Source organism: Pseudonocardia sp. TRM90224 (assembly GCF_021245725.1).
GTDB lineage: Bacteria > Actinomycetota > Actinomycetes > Mycobacteriales > Pseudonocardiaceae > Pseudonocardia.
The window spans coordinates 68,265-83,289 of sequence record NZ_JAJGSX010000030.1 but is presented as its reverse complement, the minus strand read 5'-3'; the positions used below and the strand labels follow the sequence as shown (position 1 = coordinate 83,289).

At 72.9% G+C, this 15,025-nt stretch carries 16 protein-coding genes and 2 riboswitches; of the genes, 8 read left to right on the top strand and 8 right to left on the bottom strand.

Going from position 1 to position 15,025, the window contains the following annotated elements; translation table 11 throughout:
• Positions 1-16: 16 nt before the first annotated feature.
• Positions 17-913, bottom strand: a complete 897-nt coding sequence (locus LL648_RS31140) for an EamA family transporter (RefSeq protein WP_232666355.1) — start codon at positions 911-913, stop codon at positions 17-19.
• A gap of 84 nt (positions 914-997) precedes the next feature.
• Between LL648_RS31140 and LL648_RS31135 the strand changes: the two genes are divergently transcribed.
• Together LL648_RS31135 and LL648_RS31130 are read left to right on the top strand one after the other, a co-directional pair.
• Entirely contained in the window at positions 998-1,879 is an 882-nt protein-coding gene (locus tag LL648_RS31135) for a LysR family transcriptional regulator (protein WP_232666354.1), read from the top strand.
• Between the two features lie 97 nt (positions 1,880-1,976).
• Positions 1,977-2,141 (top strand): hypothetical protein, encoded by a 165-nt coding sequence (locus LL648_RS31130; protein WP_232666353.1) that lies wholly within the window; start codon positions 1,977-1,979, stop codon positions 2,139-2,141.
• Here the strand turns inward: LL648_RS31130 and LL648_RS31125 are convergent.
• Positions 2,114-2,713 carry a dihydrofolate reductase family protein gene (locus LL648_RS31125; protein WP_232666352.1) on the bottom strand — a complete coding sequence of 200 codons (600 nt, stop codon included), beginning with the start codon at positions 2,711-2,713 and terminating at the stop codon, positions 2,114-2,116. The genes LL648_RS31130 and LL648_RS31125 overlap by 28 nt on opposite strands.
• A 136-nt stretch (positions 2,714-2,849) precedes the next feature.
• A riboswitch (TPP riboswitch) is annotated at positions 2,850-2,957 on the top strand.
• Between the two features lie 64 nt (positions 2,958-3,021).
• Between LL648_RS31125 and tenA the strand changes: the two genes are divergently transcribed.
• Positions 3,022-3,714, top strand: coding sequence for a thiaminase II (gene tenA / locus LL648_RS31120; RefSeq protein WP_232666351.1), 693 nt, complete (start codon positions 3,022-3,024; stop codon positions 3,712-3,714).
• Here the strand turns inward: tenA and LL648_RS31115 are convergent.
• From LL648_RS31115 to LL648_RS31090, 6 genes are read right to left on the bottom strand one after another with little or no spacing between them, the layout of a single operon-like run.
• Entirely contained in the window at positions 3,617-4,462 is an 846-nt protein-coding gene (locus LL648_RS31115) for an ABC transporter ATP-binding protein (RefSeq protein ID WP_232666350.1), read from the bottom strand. The genes tenA and LL648_RS31115 overlap by 98 nt on opposite strands.
• Positions 4,459-5,430, bottom strand: a complete 972-nt coding sequence (locus LL648_RS31110) for an ABC transporter substrate-binding protein (protein WP_232666349.1) — start codon at positions 5,428-5,430, stop codon at positions 4,459-4,461. Before LL648_RS31110 ends, LL648_RS31115 begins: the two co-directional genes overlap by 4 nt.
• A gap of 19 nt (positions 5,431-5,449) precedes the next feature.
• Positions 5,450-6,520, bottom strand: coding sequence for a FecCD family ABC transporter permease (locus LL648_RS31105; protein WP_232666388.1), 1,071 nt, complete (start codon positions 6,518-6,520; stop codon positions 5,450-5,452).
• A gap of 5 nt (positions 6,521-6,525) precedes the next feature.
• Positions 6,526-7,326 (bottom strand): Rossmann-like domain-containing protein, encoded by an 801-nt coding sequence (locus tag LL648_RS31100; protein WP_232666348.1) that lies wholly within the window; start codon positions 7,324-7,326, stop codon positions 6,526-6,528.
• Complete coding sequence (locus tag LL648_RS31095) at positions 7,323-8,360, bottom strand: pyridoxal-phosphate dependent enzyme (protein ID WP_232666347.1); 1,038 nt, start codon at positions 8,358-8,360, stop codon at positions 7,323-7,325. Before LL648_RS31095 ends, LL648_RS31100 begins: the two co-directional genes overlap by 4 nt.
• A 30-nt stretch (positions 8,361-8,390) precedes the next feature.
• Positions 8,391-9,623: an MFS transporter gene (locus LL648_RS31090; protein WP_232666346.1), complete on the bottom strand. Its 1,233-nt coding sequence runs from the start codon at positions 9,621-9,623 to the stop codon at positions 8,391-8,393.
• A 70-nt stretch (positions 9,624-9,693) separates the two neighbouring features.
• On the opposite strand from LL648_RS31090, the gene LL648_RS31085 reads away from it, so the two are divergent.
• From LL648_RS31085 to LL648_RS31065, 5 genes are all read left to right on the top strand, one after another.
• A complete protein-coding gene (locus LL648_RS31085) occupies positions 9,694-10,575 on the top strand; it encodes an alpha/beta fold hydrolase (protein ID WP_232666345.1) in 882 nt (293 codons plus the stop codon).
• A gap of 1 nt (position 10,576) precedes the next feature.
• Complete coding sequence (locus LL648_RS31080) at positions 10,577-11,035, top strand: DUF523 domain-containing protein (RefSeq protein WP_232666344.1); 459 nt, start codon at positions 10,577-10,579, stop codon at positions 11,033-11,035.
• 45 nt (positions 11,036-11,080) lie between these two features.
• Positions 11,081-12,640, top strand: a complete 1,560-nt coding sequence (locus tag LL648_RS31075; RefSeq protein ID WP_232666343.1) for an LLM class flavin-dependent oxidoreductase — start codon at positions 11,081-11,083, stop codon at positions 12,638-12,640.
• A gap of 43 nt (positions 12,641-12,683) precedes the next feature.
• Positions 12,684-12,791, top strand: a riboswitch (TPP riboswitch).
• Complete coding sequence (gene thiD, locus LL648_RS31070) at positions 12,784-13,602, top strand: bifunctional hydroxymethylpyrimidine kinase/phosphomethylpyrimidine kinase (protein WP_232666342.1); 819 nt, start codon at positions 12,784-12,786, stop codon at positions 13,600-13,602. (Overlaps the previous riboswitch by 8 nt.)
• 107 nt (positions 13,603-13,709) lie before the next feature.
• Positions 13,710-15,020 carry an aminomethyltransferase family protein gene (locus tag LL648_RS31065; RefSeq protein WP_232666341.1) on the top strand — a complete coding sequence of 437 codons (1,311 nt, stop codon included), beginning with the start codon at positions 13,710-13,712 and terminating at the stop codon, positions 15,018-15,020.
• Positions 15,021-15,025 lie beyond the last annotated feature (5 nt).

Here is a 15,025-nt window from a genome sequence, read left to right as displayed (position 1 = left end):
CGCATCGAGAACGACGTCATGGCTGTCCGGACGCCCGCGGAACAGCCATGACGTCGTGCTCGACGGCCGGCTCGGCGGGGGTGCGGGCGCCGGAGCGTTCCGCCCCGATCCCCGCGATCACGACGAGCACGATCCCCACGACCGGGCCGAACCCGGGCAGCTGGTGCAGCGCGACGATGCCGACGATGAGTGCGAACGCCGGTTCGAGGCACATCAGGGTGCCGAAGGCGGCGGTGGTGAGCCGGCGCAGTGCGAGCATCTCCAACGTGAAGGGGACCACCGGCAGCAGGATCGCGAGCCCGAGCCCGGCCAGCACGACGTCCCAGGTCAGGCTGCCGAACACGGACGGCCCGACGACGAGCGTCGCGACGATCCCGGCCACCGGCATCGACACCGCGAGCCCCCGGATGCCGGCCACCTCGTCGCCCACCCGCTGGGTCAGCAGGATGTACGCGGCCCAGCACACGGCGGCAGCCAGCGCGAACGCCACCCCGACCAGGTCGACACCGCCGTGCCACGGCTCGGTCAGCAGCAGCACGCCGACGGCCGCGATCGCCGGCCACAACCGCTTGCCGCCCGCGCCGCGCACGACGGCGACGCCGAGCGGGCCGAGGAACTCCAGCGCGCTCGCCGTCCCGAGCGGCAGCCGCGCGACCGCGGCCATGAAGAAGATCGTGAGCCCGGCCGTCGTCACCCCGAGCGCGAGGCAGGCCAGCAGCCCGGAGCGGGTGAACGTCCACGGCCGCGGCCGGACCAGCACGAGCAGCAGCAACCCCGCCCACGCCAGCCGCAGGAACGCCGCGCCCTCCGGGCCGACGCGGTCGAACAGCCCGACCGACGCCGCCAGGCCCAGCTGCACGCACAGCATCGCCGCAACCGCCATCGACGCCCCGACCCGGGAAGTAGCACCCATGCCGTCAAGTAGAACGGCCGCACATCGTTCGTGTCCACGTGTCATTCATCGACATACCGTTCATGAATCCTGAATGATGTGCTCGTGGAGACGCGCCGCCTGCAGCTTCTGCTCGACCTGTCCCGCCTCGGCTCGATGCGCGCCGTCGCCGATGAGATGGGCATCACCACCTCGACCGTCTCGCAGCAGATCGCCGCGCTCGCAAAGGAGACCGGCGCGGTGCTGCTCGAACCCGACGGCCGGCGGGTCCGGCTCACCCCGGCGGGCCGGCGGCTGGCCGAGCACGCCGTCGTGATCCTCGCCGCCGTCGACGCCGCCCGGCTCGACCTCGACCCCGCCGCCGACCCGACCGGGACGCTGCGGGTGGCGGGCTTCGCGACGGCCGTGCGCCGCGCGTTGCTGCCGATCGTCGAGACGCTCGCCGGCTCGACCCCCAACGTGCGGCTGCTGATCCACGAGCACGAGCCCGCCGAGGCGTTCGAGCTGCTCGCGACCGACGACATCGACCTCGCGCTCACCTACGACTTCAACCTCGCCCCGGCCCATTTCGTGGATACCGTCGAGTGGCGCCCGCTCTGGTCGACGCCGTGGAGCCTGGGTGTGCCGGCGACAGCGGTCGTGCCGGCCGACGGCTCCCCCGAGGTCGTCGGCACGTTCCGCGACGTCGACTGGATCGTCAACTCGCGCAACACAGCCGACGAGGAGGTGATCCGGACGATCGCCGCCATGGCCGGCTTCGAACCACGCATTTCGCACCGCGTCGACAGCTTGGAGCTGGTGCAGGACCTCGTCGTCGCCGGGTTCGGTGTCGGGTTGTTGCCGGCCGACCAGCCGGTCCGGCCGGGGGTCGCGCTGCTCGCGCTGAGCGGCCCGGACGTCCGGCTGCGCGCGTACGCCGTCACCCGCCGCGGCCGGGCGACATGGTCACCGCTCGCCCTGGTGCTCGACCTGCTTGCCGGACGGTGAGGAAACCCTTGCCCTCCCGCACCGGTAGCTGTCCTGCGGGCGGGTACCCCAGCAACACCGGATCGAGAAGGCTGATGGTCGACGAAAGGGGCCCGTCGTGATCGCAACAGCAGTGTGGTTCGTGGTTCTCGCCGCCGCCGTGCCGCTGGTGGTGATGTTCGGCGCGATCGCCATGGAGCGGCTGCAGTCGACCGTGGTCGACCGTCCCGGAAAGGGAGAGCCGGCCCGCGACGCTCAGCCCGCGGTGCGCGACAGCGTGTAGCGCAGGTGCGTGACCAGCGCCGTCTGCCGCACACCGGCCGGCGTGAGCTCGGTGCGCCCGACCCCGTCGAAGAGCCGCTCACCCTGCCCGAGCAGCACCGGCGCGACGTGCAGGCGCAGCTCGTCGACCAGCCCCGCGGCCAGCGCCTGGTTCACCGTCGCGGCGCCGCCTGCGATCGAGACATCGCGCTCCCCCGCGGCCGCCCGCGCACGGGTGACCGCTTCCTCGATGCCACCGGTCACGAAATGGAACGTGGTGCCGCCCTCCATCTGGACGGGCGACCGCTCGTGGTGGGTCAGCACGAACACCGGTGCGTGGTACGGCGGCTCCGGCCCCCACCAGCCCGTCCAGTCCAGGTCCCACTCGCCGCGGCCGGGCCCGAACATGTTGCGGCCCATGACGAAGGCGCCGGCGTCCGTGATCGCCGCGATCTCGGCGGCGTTCTCCTCCGCAGCCTCGAACATCCACTGGTGCAGGCTGTCGCCCACCCCGTCGCCGAACGGCGCGTCGGCGCGCTGGTTCGGACCGGCCACGTAGCCGTCGATCGACACCGCCATGTCGCAGGTGATCATCGTGTGCTCCTCGGGTCGTCAGGGCCCCGGTGGCCCGTTCTGCCCTCCGGTCGGAGCCGGTTCGACGTCCTCGACATCCCCACGCGCAAGAACCGGAAAAATCTTCCTCGGCCCCGATCGGGGGTGTTACGGTCCGGAGACCAGACACGGGAGCCCGGGCGCGGGCTGAGAGGGCGGACGATCCCCGCCGACCGTCGAACCTGATCCGGATCACACCGGCGTAGGGAGTCGCCCGATGAGGCAGTCCGACGCGACGTTGCCGGTGTGCCGTCCCACCATCACCACCTGATCACGGGAGCGGAGCACCCATGTCCTTCACCGCTGAGCTGCGCGCGCAGAACGACGACCTGTTCACCGAGTTCTGGGAGCACCCGTTCCTGCGCGGCCTGCACGACGGCACCCTCGGCGCGGAGCAGGTGACCCACTACGTCGGGCAGGACCACCAGTACCTCAACGCGTTCCTGCGCTGCTACGGCCACGGCATCACCCGCTCGCCCGACCGGGCGTGGGTGGCGTGGTTCAACGACCAGATCCGCTTCCTGCTCGAGGACGAGCAGCACCCGCACCACGTGCTTTGCGACGCCGTCGGCATCCGCTACGACGAGGTGCTGCAGAAGGAGCTCGCGCCCTCGGCGCAGGCGTACGTGAACCACATGGAGTCGGCCGCGCACGACAGCCTCCCCGTGCTGCTCTCCGCGCTGCTGCCGTGCGTGTGGACCTACATCTGGGCCGGCACGCGCGCGATGACCGAGGAGCCGCCAGCCGCCGACAACCCGTTCCGCGGCTGGTGGGAGTTCTACGCCTCCCCGACGTGCCGGCTGACGCTGGAGAACTTCCGCTCCCGCATCGACCAGCTCGCCGAGGAGGCCGGGCCGGCTGAGCGGGCCCGCATGGCGAAGGCGTTCACCCTCGGGTGCCGCCACGAGGTGCGGTTCTGGGAGATGGCGTGGTCGCTGGAGAGCTGGACGTCGCCGCGACGGGAGCCGCTGCCGGCTGCCTAGCGCGAAACACCAACTGCACGCACTCCTCGTCCTCGACCAGCCGGACGCCCACGCGGTAGACCGGTTCGAGCACCTCGGGACGCAGGACGTCGGCCACCGGGCCGGCCCGCGCCACCCGCCCGGCGTCGAGCAGCACGAGCTCGTCGCAGTAGCGGGCGGCGAGGTTCAGGTCGTGCAGCACGACGACGGTGGTCACGCCCAGCGTCCGCACCAGCGCGAGGATCTCGTGCTGGTAGTGGATGTCGAGGTGGTTGGTCGGCTCGTCGAGCAGCAGGTGGCCGGTCTCCTGCGCCAGCGCGCGGGCGATCAGCACCCGCTGCTTCTCCCCGCCGGAGAGCGTCGCGAAGCCGCGCTCGGCGTGCTCCCGCATGCCGACGCGGCGCAGCGCCGTCGCGGCGATCCGGTGGTCGGCTGCGGTGTAGGCCTGGAAGGTGCCGCGGTGGGGCGAGCGGCCGAGCAGCACCATCTCGGCCACCGTGATCGGCAGCTCCGGCGGGTGCTCCTGCGCCACGACGGCGACCCGGCGGGCCAGCTCACCCCCCGGCAGTGCGGCGACGGACTCGCCGTCGAGCAGCACCGCCCCGCCCGACGGAGCGAGCGCGGCGTAGAGGGTGCGCAGCAGCGTCGACTTCCCGCTGCCGTTGGGCCCGATCAGCCCGACGACGGCGCCGTCTCCCGCGGCCAGCCCGACCCCGGCGAGCACGGGCGTCCCGGCGTAGCCCGCGACGATGTCCTGCGCGGTGATCACGGCAGCGCGGCCAGCTGGTCGGCGAGCCGCTCCAGCCCGTCGACGGCGAGCAGGCCGTTGCCCGCGTAGAAGTAGTCCAGCGGCAGCACCGACCCCTTCGCCAGCGCCGGCACCCCGGCCAGCTCGGCGCGCGCGGCCAGCGACGACCGGACGGTCTGCTCGGTGGACCCGCTCGCCTGGTAGAGCGCGACGACGACCTCGGGCGCCGCGCTGATCACCTGCTCGGTGCCGGGTTCGAAGTGCCGCTTCGCGACCTCGTCGAAGACGTTGCGGAACCCGAGCGCCTCCAGCTGCTGGTGCGCGGTGCTGAGCCGCCCGTACGCCCCGAGCGGGCTGTCGGGCGCGCCGACGAAGAGCGCGGCCGCCCCTCTGCCTGCCCCGATCCCGGCCACCCGCCGGCCGGCCGCGGCGACCCGCTCGCGCAGCTGCGCGACGGCGGCCGTCGCCTGCGGCCGGGTGCCGAACACCCGGCCGTAGGTCTCGATGTCGGCGTACATCGCCTCCAGGCCACGCGGGCCCGGGTCGCCGGGGCAGCGGCCGGCGAGCTGCAGCGCCGGGATGCCGGCGGCGGCGAGGTCCTCCGGGGTGGTCTCGTTGAGGCCGAACGTGATCACGACGTCGGGCTGCTGGGCGATGATCACCTCCCGGGCGACCGCGCCGGATCCCGGCACGGGCAGCTGCGCGCGGGCCCCGAGATCAGCCTGTGCGGCGCCGAGCGGTTCGCCGTCGATCGCGCCGAACGTGGCGATGCGCTCGACCGCGCCGGCGGCTCTGACCAGCGAACCGGCCTCGCCGCCGAGCACGAGCGCCCGCCGCGGCGGGGCGTCGAACGTCACCTGCCGGCCGCAGTTCTCGACGGTGACGGGGAAGCCCTCCCCGGAGGGCGGTGAAGGGGCCGGGGCGGGGGTGGCGCAGGCGGTGAGGCAGCCCGCCGCGGCCAGCGCGACGAGCAGGCGTGGGAAACGCACGTGGGTTCTCCGAAGACGATCAGGCCGCACGCATGCGGCGGACGAGCAGGATCAGGAAGGGCGCGCCGACGAGCGCGGTGACGATGCCGAGCGGCAGCTCGCGCGGGCTGAACACGAGCCGCGCGGCCACATCGGCCCAGACGAGGAAGAGCGCACCGATCAGTGCGGCGACCGGCAGCAACCTGCGGTGGGCCCCGCCCACGCACAGCCTCGCGACGTGCGGCACGACCAGCCCGACGAACCCGATGCCGCCGGAGACCGCGACCACGGCGCCGACGAGCAGCGCGACCACGCCGAGCGCCCAGGCGCGCAACCGGGCCGGGTCGGTGCCGAGCGACCGCGCGGTCTCGTCGCCGATCGCCATCGCGTCGAACCGCCGTGCCATCGCCATCAGCACGACACCGCTCACGGCCGCCACGCCCGCGCTGACGGCCACCGCCGACCAGCGGGCCTGCGCGAGCGAGCCGAGCAGCCAGAACAGGACGTCCCGGGCGCCTTCCGGGGCGTCCGACCAGAAGATCAGGAAGCTGGTGACCGCCTGCAGGACGTACCCGACCGATACCCCGGCCAGCAGCAGCCGCACCGACGTCACCGAGCCGCGCACCCCGGCAAGCAGGAACACGACCCCGGTCGCCAGCACCGCACCCAGGAACGCGCTGCCCGTCAACGCCCCGCCCCCGGCCGCAGCCCCGGCACCGAAGAGGATCACGACCGCGGCACCGGTCGACGCCCCCGACGTGACCCCGAGCAGGTACGGCTCGGCGAGCACGTTCCGCACGAGGGTCTGCAGCACCACGCCCGCGGCGGCGAGCGCCGCGCCGACCACCACCCCGAGCAGCGCCCGCGGCACCCGCACCAGCCGGACGATGCTGTCCTCCGACGCGCTCCACGTGACCTCGGTGGGGAAGCCGACCAGGTGGTGTCCGACGATCGCGGCGACGGTCGACGGCGCGATCGGCACCGGTCCGAGCCCGATCACCACCGGCACGCTCGCGACGAGCGCCACCAGCAGCCCGCCGACCCAGAGCGCGGTGCGCCGGCTCCGCCGGGATCTGCCGAGGTCATCGGCGGGCGCCGCCTTCTCCAGCATCTGGGTCACGCGGCCCGTCCGTACAGGTAGAGCGCGGTCTCGTCGGCGCTGAACTGGGAGAACGGGAACGGTTCCGCGGAGAGCGCAGTCACGCCCGCGCCCAGGAACGCGCGCGCCACAGCGCTTCCGCTCTGCGCGTAGACGACCAGCGGCAGGTCCCGGCGGCGGCAGCGTTCGAGGATGACGTCGAACGTGCCATTGCCGAGCGTCATCCCGGTCGCCACGACGGCGTCGGCGGCGTCGAGCACGCCGTCCATCTCGGGGGTGACCGGGTCGCCCCACTGGGTCTCGCGCAGGTTCAGATCGCACGGCAGCGGCACGGCTCCGCGCTCCCGGATCGCCGCGACCAGCGGGTTCACCACGCCGATCAGCGCCACCTTCGCGCCGGCCGCGACGTCGAGCAGGCCGGCGACCGCGGCGTCCCGGGCGCGGGCGCGGACCTCGGGCGCCCCGGCCGGCAGCAGCACCCGCCGGTCGGCGGCATCGGCGTGCGGTCGCGCCGCCGCGAGGTATGCGTCGAGCGCGGCCGCCCGCAGCGCGGACGGGCCGGATGTGAGCAGCACGTCGAGCGTCCGCCCGGACGCGCCCGCGCACAGGTCCGGGTCGACCTCCCCCGGCTCGAACGCGCACGCCCCGAACGCCGCGCCGACCCTGACCAACAGGTACTGGTTGCGGTACGTCGTGGGGGCGCCGGCGAGGCGGGTGCCGTGGTGCACCCAGAACACGCTGGTGGCGACAACGTCGGCCGGGTGCGGCCCGTGCTCCCCGGCCAGCACCTCCGCCGTGAGCCCGTCGACCGCCCTCACGCCAGCGCCCCGGCCGGGACCCGACCGGGCACGTTCTCCGTCATCGACCACGGCAGCTGCAGCTCGGTGACGTCGTCGACGTCGAGCGGGCTCAGCGACTCGACCGGCGCGACCGTCTCGTGCCCGGCGAACGCCGCGTCGACGTAACGGTGTCCCGTGTCCGGCGCCAGGAACACCACGGTGCGACGGGGAGCGCGGCGCCGCTCGTGGCGCGCGACAGCGTAGGCGGCGCCCGCGGAGAGCCCGGCGAAGATCCCCGTGTCGCGCAGCATCGCGACCGCACCGGAACGTGCGACCGGGAACGCCGTCCAGTGCACGCGGTCGTACAGCTCGTGCCGGACGTTGCGGAACGGGATGGCGCTCCCGATCCCGGCGATGATCATGTCTGGGTCCGCGGTGTGCCCGGCGTCGAACGTGACGCTGCCGAACGGCTGGATCCCGACCAGCTCGACGTCGCGCCCCGCCCGGCGCAGGTACGTCGCGAGCGCGCCCGTCGAGGCGCCGGTGCCGACCCCGCCGACGACGGTCAGCGGACGCTCCGGCAGCGCGCGGTCGATCCGCTCGGCGATCTCCCGATAGCCGGCGTAGTGCACGTCGTCGTGGTACTGGCGCATCCAGTGGTAGCTCGGGTTGGCCAGCAGCAGCTCGCCGATGCGCTGCACGCGCAGGCTCTGGTCGAGCTTGAGGTCGGCCGACGGGCGGACCTGCTCCAGCGTCGCGCCGAGGATCTCCAGCTGGATGCGCAGCACGCGGTCGACGGTGGTCGAGCCGACGATGTGACAGCGCATCCCGTAGCGGTGGCAGGCGAGCGCGAGCGCGTGGGCGTAGATGCCGCTGGAGCTGTCGACGAGCGTGTCGCCGGGGCGCACCCGGCCCTCCGCGAGCAGCCTGCGCACCGCCCCCAGCGCCGAACGCACCTTCATGATCTCGAATCGGAGGCAGACCAGCCCGTCGGCCACCTGGACGGGAGCGGGGTCGGCGAGCGCGTCGGCGATGTGGTCGTGGATCGGCTCACTCGAGCGGGTGACGGTCACAGCCACATCTTAATGACAATCGTTTTCAGTTCAACCGTCCGGGTTGACCGGTTCGCGCCGGAACCCCCGCGCCGACGGGACCAGCATCGCCAGCGCGGGCGCCGCGAAGCAGACCGCCGCGCAGACCGCGAGCACCGGCGCGAGCCCGAACGCGCCGATGGCCGGCGCGATCAGCGCGAGCCCGACCGGGGCCAGGCCGTACGAGAACAGGAAGTCGATCGAGGAGACCCTGGCCAGCAGGTGCGGCGGCACCTCGCGCTGGGTCGCGGTGAACCACGGGACGTTGAACAGCTCGATCCCGAACCCGGCCATGACGTAGGCCGCGACGACCACCGCGGGAGGCACCGGGAGCAGCAGCGCGAGCGGCGCGAACCCGTACACCGCAAGGCCGGCCAGCGCCCACCGGCCCTGCGTCGACGGGCGCCAGCGCGCGAGCAGCAGCGCACCGATCAGCGCCCCGACGACGTACGCCGTCGCAGCGGAGGCCAGCACTGCCTCACTGCCGTAGCGGTCGCGGCTGACCAGCGGCAGCGCCACGCCGGTCACCGAGTAGCCGGTGAGGATCACAGCCGTCAGCGCGCCGAGCCCCGCCACGAACCACGGATGGCGGCGCGCCTCGCGCAGGCCGTCGCCGAACTCGCGCCAGATGGAGTCGCGACGCGCAGACCTCGTCGATACCGGCGCGCCGCCAGGGGGAATGAGCGCTGCCGCGAGCCACAGCGCGGCGACGACGAGCAGCGTCACGCGCACGCCGGCGACCACTGCGAGCAGCGCGGCCAGCGTCGGCCCGACGAGGGTCGTGACCCGGACCGCCAGGGTCGTCATCACGTTCGCCGACTGTCGCCGCGGCTCGTCCACCACCTCCGCGGTCAGCGCCTGGAACGCCGGCCGGCAGGCGCCCTGGCCAGCGCCCGCGACGGCCGCCGCCACGGCCATGAGCAGCACGGACCGGCCGAGCCCGTACGCGATCAGCGGCGTGGCCAGTGCGGCCGCCAGTCCCGCGACCGCGACGACGGGGCGGCGCGCGTAGCGATCGGCGAGCACCCCGGCCAGCGGCACCGCGAGCAGGAACCCCACGGTCCGCGTCGCGAGCACGACGCCGAGCCCGACGGCGTCGAGCGCGCCTTCGAAGACCGCGAGGCCGAGCACGAACGGCAGCGCCCACGTCGCGAGGCCGGACGCGGTCGTGCCCACCCACAACCGGAGGAAGCGCCCGTCCCGCAGCACCGAACGTGGGCGGGTGGAGCTGTCGGTTTCGATCACACACCCAAGCCTAGACGCAAATCGTTTTCATTAAGACGGGCCCGTCGATCACGCGCGGTACGGTCGGCGGGTGTTCGACGAATTCGAGCGATCGCAGATCGACACCGGCACGGCGACCATCTCGGTGCGGCACGGCGGCAGCGGCCCGCCCGTCCTGCTGCTGCACGGCTTCCCGCAGAGCTCCGCCATGTGGCACCCGATCGCGCCGCAGCTGGCCGAGCACCACACCGTCGTCGCGCCCGACCTGCGCGGCTACGGGTCGTCGTCGCGCCCGCCGGAGGGCGACGACCACTCCGGTTTCTCGTTCCGGGCGATGGCGCAGGACCAGGTCACGGTGATGCGCGAGCTCGGACACGAGCGGTTCGCCGTGGTCGGGCACGACCGCGGCGCGCGGGTCGGGCACCGGATGGCGCTCGACCACCCCGACGCCGTCGAGCGGCTCGCCGTGCTCGACATCCTCCCGACGCTGCACGTCTACTCGAACGTCGACCGCGACCTCGCAACCGGCTACTACCACTGGTTCTTCTTCATCCAGCCGTTCGACCTGCCCGAGCGGCTGATCAGCGCGGAGCCGATGTACTACCTGCACAAGCTGCTCGGCGGCTGGGGCGGCAGCCTCGACGTCTTCGCGCCGGACGCGCTCGCGGAGTACGAGCGGGCGTTCGCCGACCCGGCCGTTCGGCACGCGATGCTGGAGGACTACCGGGCCGGCGCGTCGATCGACCTGGAGCACGACCGGGCCGACGAGGGCCGCCTGCTCGACATGCCTGTGCTCTCGATGTGGGGGTCGCGCGGGATCGTGGGCCGCAACGGCGGCGACGAGGTCCTCGCCGTCTGGCGAACCCGCGCCGCAGACGTGCGCGGAGCGTCCGTCGACACCGGCCACTTCCTCGTCGAGGAGGCCCCGGAGGCCACCCTGGCGCACCTCCGCCCGTTCCTCTCCGGCGCATGAGATGACGATCAGGCTGGTCAGCGCATGCCTGGCCGGCATGCACTGCCGCTACGACGGGCAGTCGCGGACGAACGCCGAGGTCGTCGCGGCCGTCGATGCCGGCACCGCCGTGCCGGCCTGCCCCGAGATGCTCGGTGGACTGACCACCCCGCGGCAGCCTGCGGAGATCGTCGGCGGCGACGGGGACGACGTCCTCGACGGCATCGCCACCGTCCGCACCGACGACGGTGAGGACGTCACGGCGCAGTACGTGGTGGGCGCCCGCCGCGCGCTGGCGATCGCGACGGCCGTCGGCGCCGAACACGCGACGCTCCACCAGCGCAGCCCGTCGTGCGGTTGCGGGCAGCGCTACGACGGCACCTTCACCGGCTCGGTCACCGCCGGCGCCGGCGTCACGGCAGCCCTGCTGCGCCGCAACGGGATCACTGTGACACCAGCAGACCGCGACCCGGACACCTGACATGGTCGTCTGAGCTACAGACCATCTCGACTGGTATCGTCTGTCGTGCAGACGTTTGAGAGGGTGGCGATGGCCGACTACGGGCACGACATGATGTTCGGGACGTTCCTGACCCCGACCGCGGCCGACCCCGCGCAGGTGGTCGAGCTCGCGCAGCTCACCGAGCGCTCCGGGCTCGACCTGGTCACCGTGCAGGACCACCCCTACCAGCACGCCTTCCTCGACACCTGGACCTTGCTCTCGGTCATCGCCGCGCGCACCAGCTCCGTGCACGTCTCACCGAACGTCGCCAACCTGCCCCTTCGCGACCCCGCGATCCTCGCCCGCAGCGTCGCGAGCCTCGACCTGCTCACCGGCGGCCGCGTCGAGCTCGGCCTCGGCGCCGGGGCGTTCTGGAACGGCATCGTCGCGCTCGGGCACGAGCGGCTGACCACCGCGGAGAGCATCGAGGCGCTCGCGGAAGGCATCGACGTCATCCGCGCGCTCTGGGGCACCGGCGAGCGCGGGGTGCGGGCCGGCGGGCGCCACCACCATGTCCAAGGCGCTCGACCGGGCCCGGCCCCGGCGCACAACGTCGGGATCTGGGTCGGCGCCTACAAGCCCAAGATGCTGGCGCTCACCGGCCGGCTCGCCGACGGCTGGCTTCCCAGCAGCGCCTACGCCGGGCCGGACACGTTGCCGGACATGAACGCACGCGTCGACGACGCCGCCTTCGCCGCGGGCCGCAAGCCGTCGGACGTCCGCAGGCTCTACAACATCTCCGGCGCGTTCGACCGCGGTGCGGGATTCCTGCAGGGCACCGCGGCCGCGTGGGCCGAGCAGCTCGCCGACCTCGCGCTCGCGCAAGGCATGAGCGGCTTCGTGCTGGCCTCCGACGACCCCGACATGATCCGCCGGTTCGCCGCCGAGGTGGCGCCGGCCGTGCGCGAGCTGGTCGACCTGGAGCGGCGCGGCGAGCTGCCCGACCTCCCGCCCCGCCCCGTCGAGAGACCGGTTGCCACAGCGACCGGCGGCTTCCCGGTGCGACCGACACCCGACGACGGCGTGCGTCACAGTCTCGAACAGGCGTGGGACGAGGCCGAGCGACCGACCGGGCCGGCGCACGACCCCGACCGGGCCTACCGCCCGGCCGACATCGCGGGGTCGCAGCACCTCGTCGCCGTGCACGACCAGCTCCGCGAGGAGCTCCGACAGCTGCGCGACCTGGTCGAGCAGGTCACCACCGGCGACGTCGCCCCCGCGACCGCGCGCAACCACATCGCCGAGATGACGATCCGCCAGAACAGCTGGACGGTAGGCGCCTACTGCGCCTCCTACTGCCGGATCGTCACAACCCACCACACCATCGAGGACATGAGCCTCTTCCCGCACCTGCGCCGCGCCGACCCGCGGCTCACGCCGGTCGTCGACCGGCTCCAGCAGGAGCACGGGGTGATCCACGAGGTGCTCGAGCGGGTCGACCGGTCGCTCGTCGCGTTCGTCGGCTCCGCCGACACCCCCGCGCTGCGCGGCGCCGTCGACCTGCTCACCGACGCACTGCTCTCCCACCTCTCCTACGAGGAGCGCGAGCTGCTGGAGCCGCTCGCCCGGCTCGGTATGCAGTGACCTTCTGATGACCAGGCCAGGGTGTCTTCGCGTGCTAGCGTCGGTTCCGGAGCACGGGAGCCCGGGCGCGGGCTGAGAGGGCGGACGACCCCCGCCGACCGGAGAACCTGATCCGGCTCGTACCGGCGTAGGGAGTTCACGAGATGACAGGCACGACCAGCAGCGCCATCCCCAATGTCCTGACGATCGCGGGTACCGACCCCAGCGGCGGCGCCGGCATCCAGGCCGACCTCAAGACGTTCTCGGCGCTCGGGACGTACGGCACATCGGTGATCACCGCGCTCGTCGCCCAGAACACGCAGGGTGTCGTCGCGATCCAGCAGGTGCCGGCGGAGTTCGTCACCACCCAGATCGACGTGCTGTTCGACGACGTCCGCGTCGACGCCGTCAAGATCGGCATGCTGGACCGGGCCGAGGTCGTCGTCGCCGTCGCCGACGCGATGCGCCGCCACCGCCCGCCCGTGCTGGTGGTCGACCCCGTGATGGTGGCGAAGAGCGGCGACCGGCTGCTCGCCGCCGAGGCCGTCGCGGCGCTGCGCAGCGAGCTGCTACCGCTCGCCGACCTCATCACCCCGAACCTCCCGGAGGCCGCCGACCTGCTCGGCGAGAAGGAAGCGACCGACGAGCTCGAGATGCGCGCCCAGCTGGAGCGGCTCGGCGCCATGTGCGACGGCGTGCTGCTCAAGGGCGGCCACCTGGAGTCGGCGCAGTGCCCCGACCTGCTGCTGATGGACGGCGCGATCACCGAGCTGACCGCCGAGCGGATCGACACCCGCAACACCCACGGCACCGGCTGCACGCTCTCCGCGGCGATCACGGCGCTGCGGCCGCAGCGCGCCAGCTGGGTGAGCACCGTCGCCGACGCGAAGACGTACCTCACGCAGGCGCTCATCGCGAGCGAGCGGCTCGACGTCGGCAGCGGGCACGGGCCGCAGCACCACTTCCATGCCTGGTGGAGCTAGTGAATCCAGACTGTTGCGGTTGACGCAACGGCATGCGCCAGACGCTTGACCGGCGCGTTCCGGCGGGGTTTAGTGGCGCGCGTCACGTCATCGTGGATGGAGGCGGCATGCCCGAGCACGCGAACCAGCCGACCGTCGACCAGTCCGACCGCTCCGTACCCATCAACCTCCGGCAGTCCGGGCGCACGCCCGTGCAGATGCTGATCTCCACCCGCATCCGCAAGTCGCCGTACTGGCACCTCTCGGTGGAGGCCGGCTGCTGGCGGGCGGAGGTCTACAACCGCGTCTACCACCCCCGCGGCTACGTCCGGAACGACGCCGGCGGAGCGATGGTGGAGTACGACTCGCTGGTCAACCACGTCACGCTGTGGGACGTCTCGGTCGAGCGGCAGATCCGCGTGAAGGGGCCCGACGCCGAGGCGTTCGTCGACTTCGTCATCACGCGCGACGCCACCAAGATCCCCAGCATGCGCGCCCGGTACGTGATCCTCTGCAACGAGAAGGGCGGCATCCTCAACGACCCGGTGCTGCTGCGGCTGTCCGACGACGAGTTCTGGTTCAGCCTCTCCGACAGCGACCTGCGGTTCTGGCTGGAGGGCATCAACGTCGGCCGGCGGTTCGACGTCGACATCACCGAGATCGACGTCTGCCCCATGCAGATCCAAGGGCCCAAGTCGATCGACCTCATGACCGACCTCATCGGGCCCGCCGCGCAGGAGATCCCGTCCTACGGGCTGTGGGCGGGCCAGATCGCCGGCTGCGACGTCGTCGTCTCGCAGACCGGGTTCACGGGCGAGAAGGGCTACGAGATCTACCTGCGGGACGCCACGCTGCACGCCGAGAAGCTGTGGCGGCGGGTGCGCGAAGCGGGTGTCGCGCACAACCTCGCGGTGATCGCGCCCGCCCACCACCGCAGGGTCGCGGCGGGCATCCTGTCGTGGGGGCAGGACATGGACGTCGAGACGCTGCCGTTCCAGGTCAACCTCGGCTACCAGGTGCCGCGCACCAAACCGGGCGACTACGTCGGGAAGGCCGCGCTGGAGGCGGCCCGCTCGGCGATGGAGGCCGGCACACCGCCGTGGACGCACCGCCTGGTCGGTCTCGTGCTGGGCGGCAAGCCGATCGACGACTACGCGCCCGACTTCTGGCTCGTGCTGCCCGAGACCGGCGACGACCCGGTCGGCTACGTGACCTCGCCCTGGTTCTCCCCCGAGCTGGAGACGAACATCGCGATGGCGTTCGTCCCGAACGCGCTGGCCGAGCTGGGCACCCACCTGCGGGTCGCGCTGCCCGACGAGTACGCCGCGGTGGCGGGCGAGGCAGTGCCGGCCCAGGTCGTGGACATGCCGTTCCGCGAATCGGTCAACCCCAACACCCGCGAGCGGCTCAAGCAGCAGGGCCTCGACGCAGCCGTTTGAGCGTC

Bases quoted from the DNA above. Each gene is read 5' to 3' on its own strand.
- LL648_RS31140 (WP_232666355.1), bottom strand. From the start codon at position 913: ATGGGTGCTACTTCCCGGGTCGGGGCGTCGATGGCGGTTGCGGCGATG.
- LL648_RS31105 (WP_232666388.1), bottom strand. From the start codon at position 6,520: ATGCTGGAGAAGGCGGCGCCCGCCGATGACCTCGGCAGATCCCGGCGG.
- LL648_RS31080 (WP_232666344.1), top strand. From the start codon at position 10,577: ATGACGATCAGGCTGGTCAGCGCATGCCTGGCCGGCATGCACTGCCGC.
- LL648_RS31125 (WP_232666352.1), bottom strand. From the start codon at position 2,713: ATGATCACCTGCGACATGGCGGTGTCGATCGACGGCTACGTGGCCGGT.
- thiD (WP_232666342.1), top strand. From the start codon at position 12,784: ATGACAGGCACGACCAGCAGCGCCATCCCCAATGTCCTGACGATCGCG.
- tenA (WP_232666351.1), top strand. From the start codon at position 3,022: ATGTCCTTCACCGCTGAGCTGCGCGCGCAGAACGACGACCTGTTCACC.
- LL648_RS31065 (WP_232666341.1), top strand. From the start codon at position 13,710: ATGCCCGAGCACGCGAACCAGCCGACCGTCGACCAGTCCGACCGCTCC.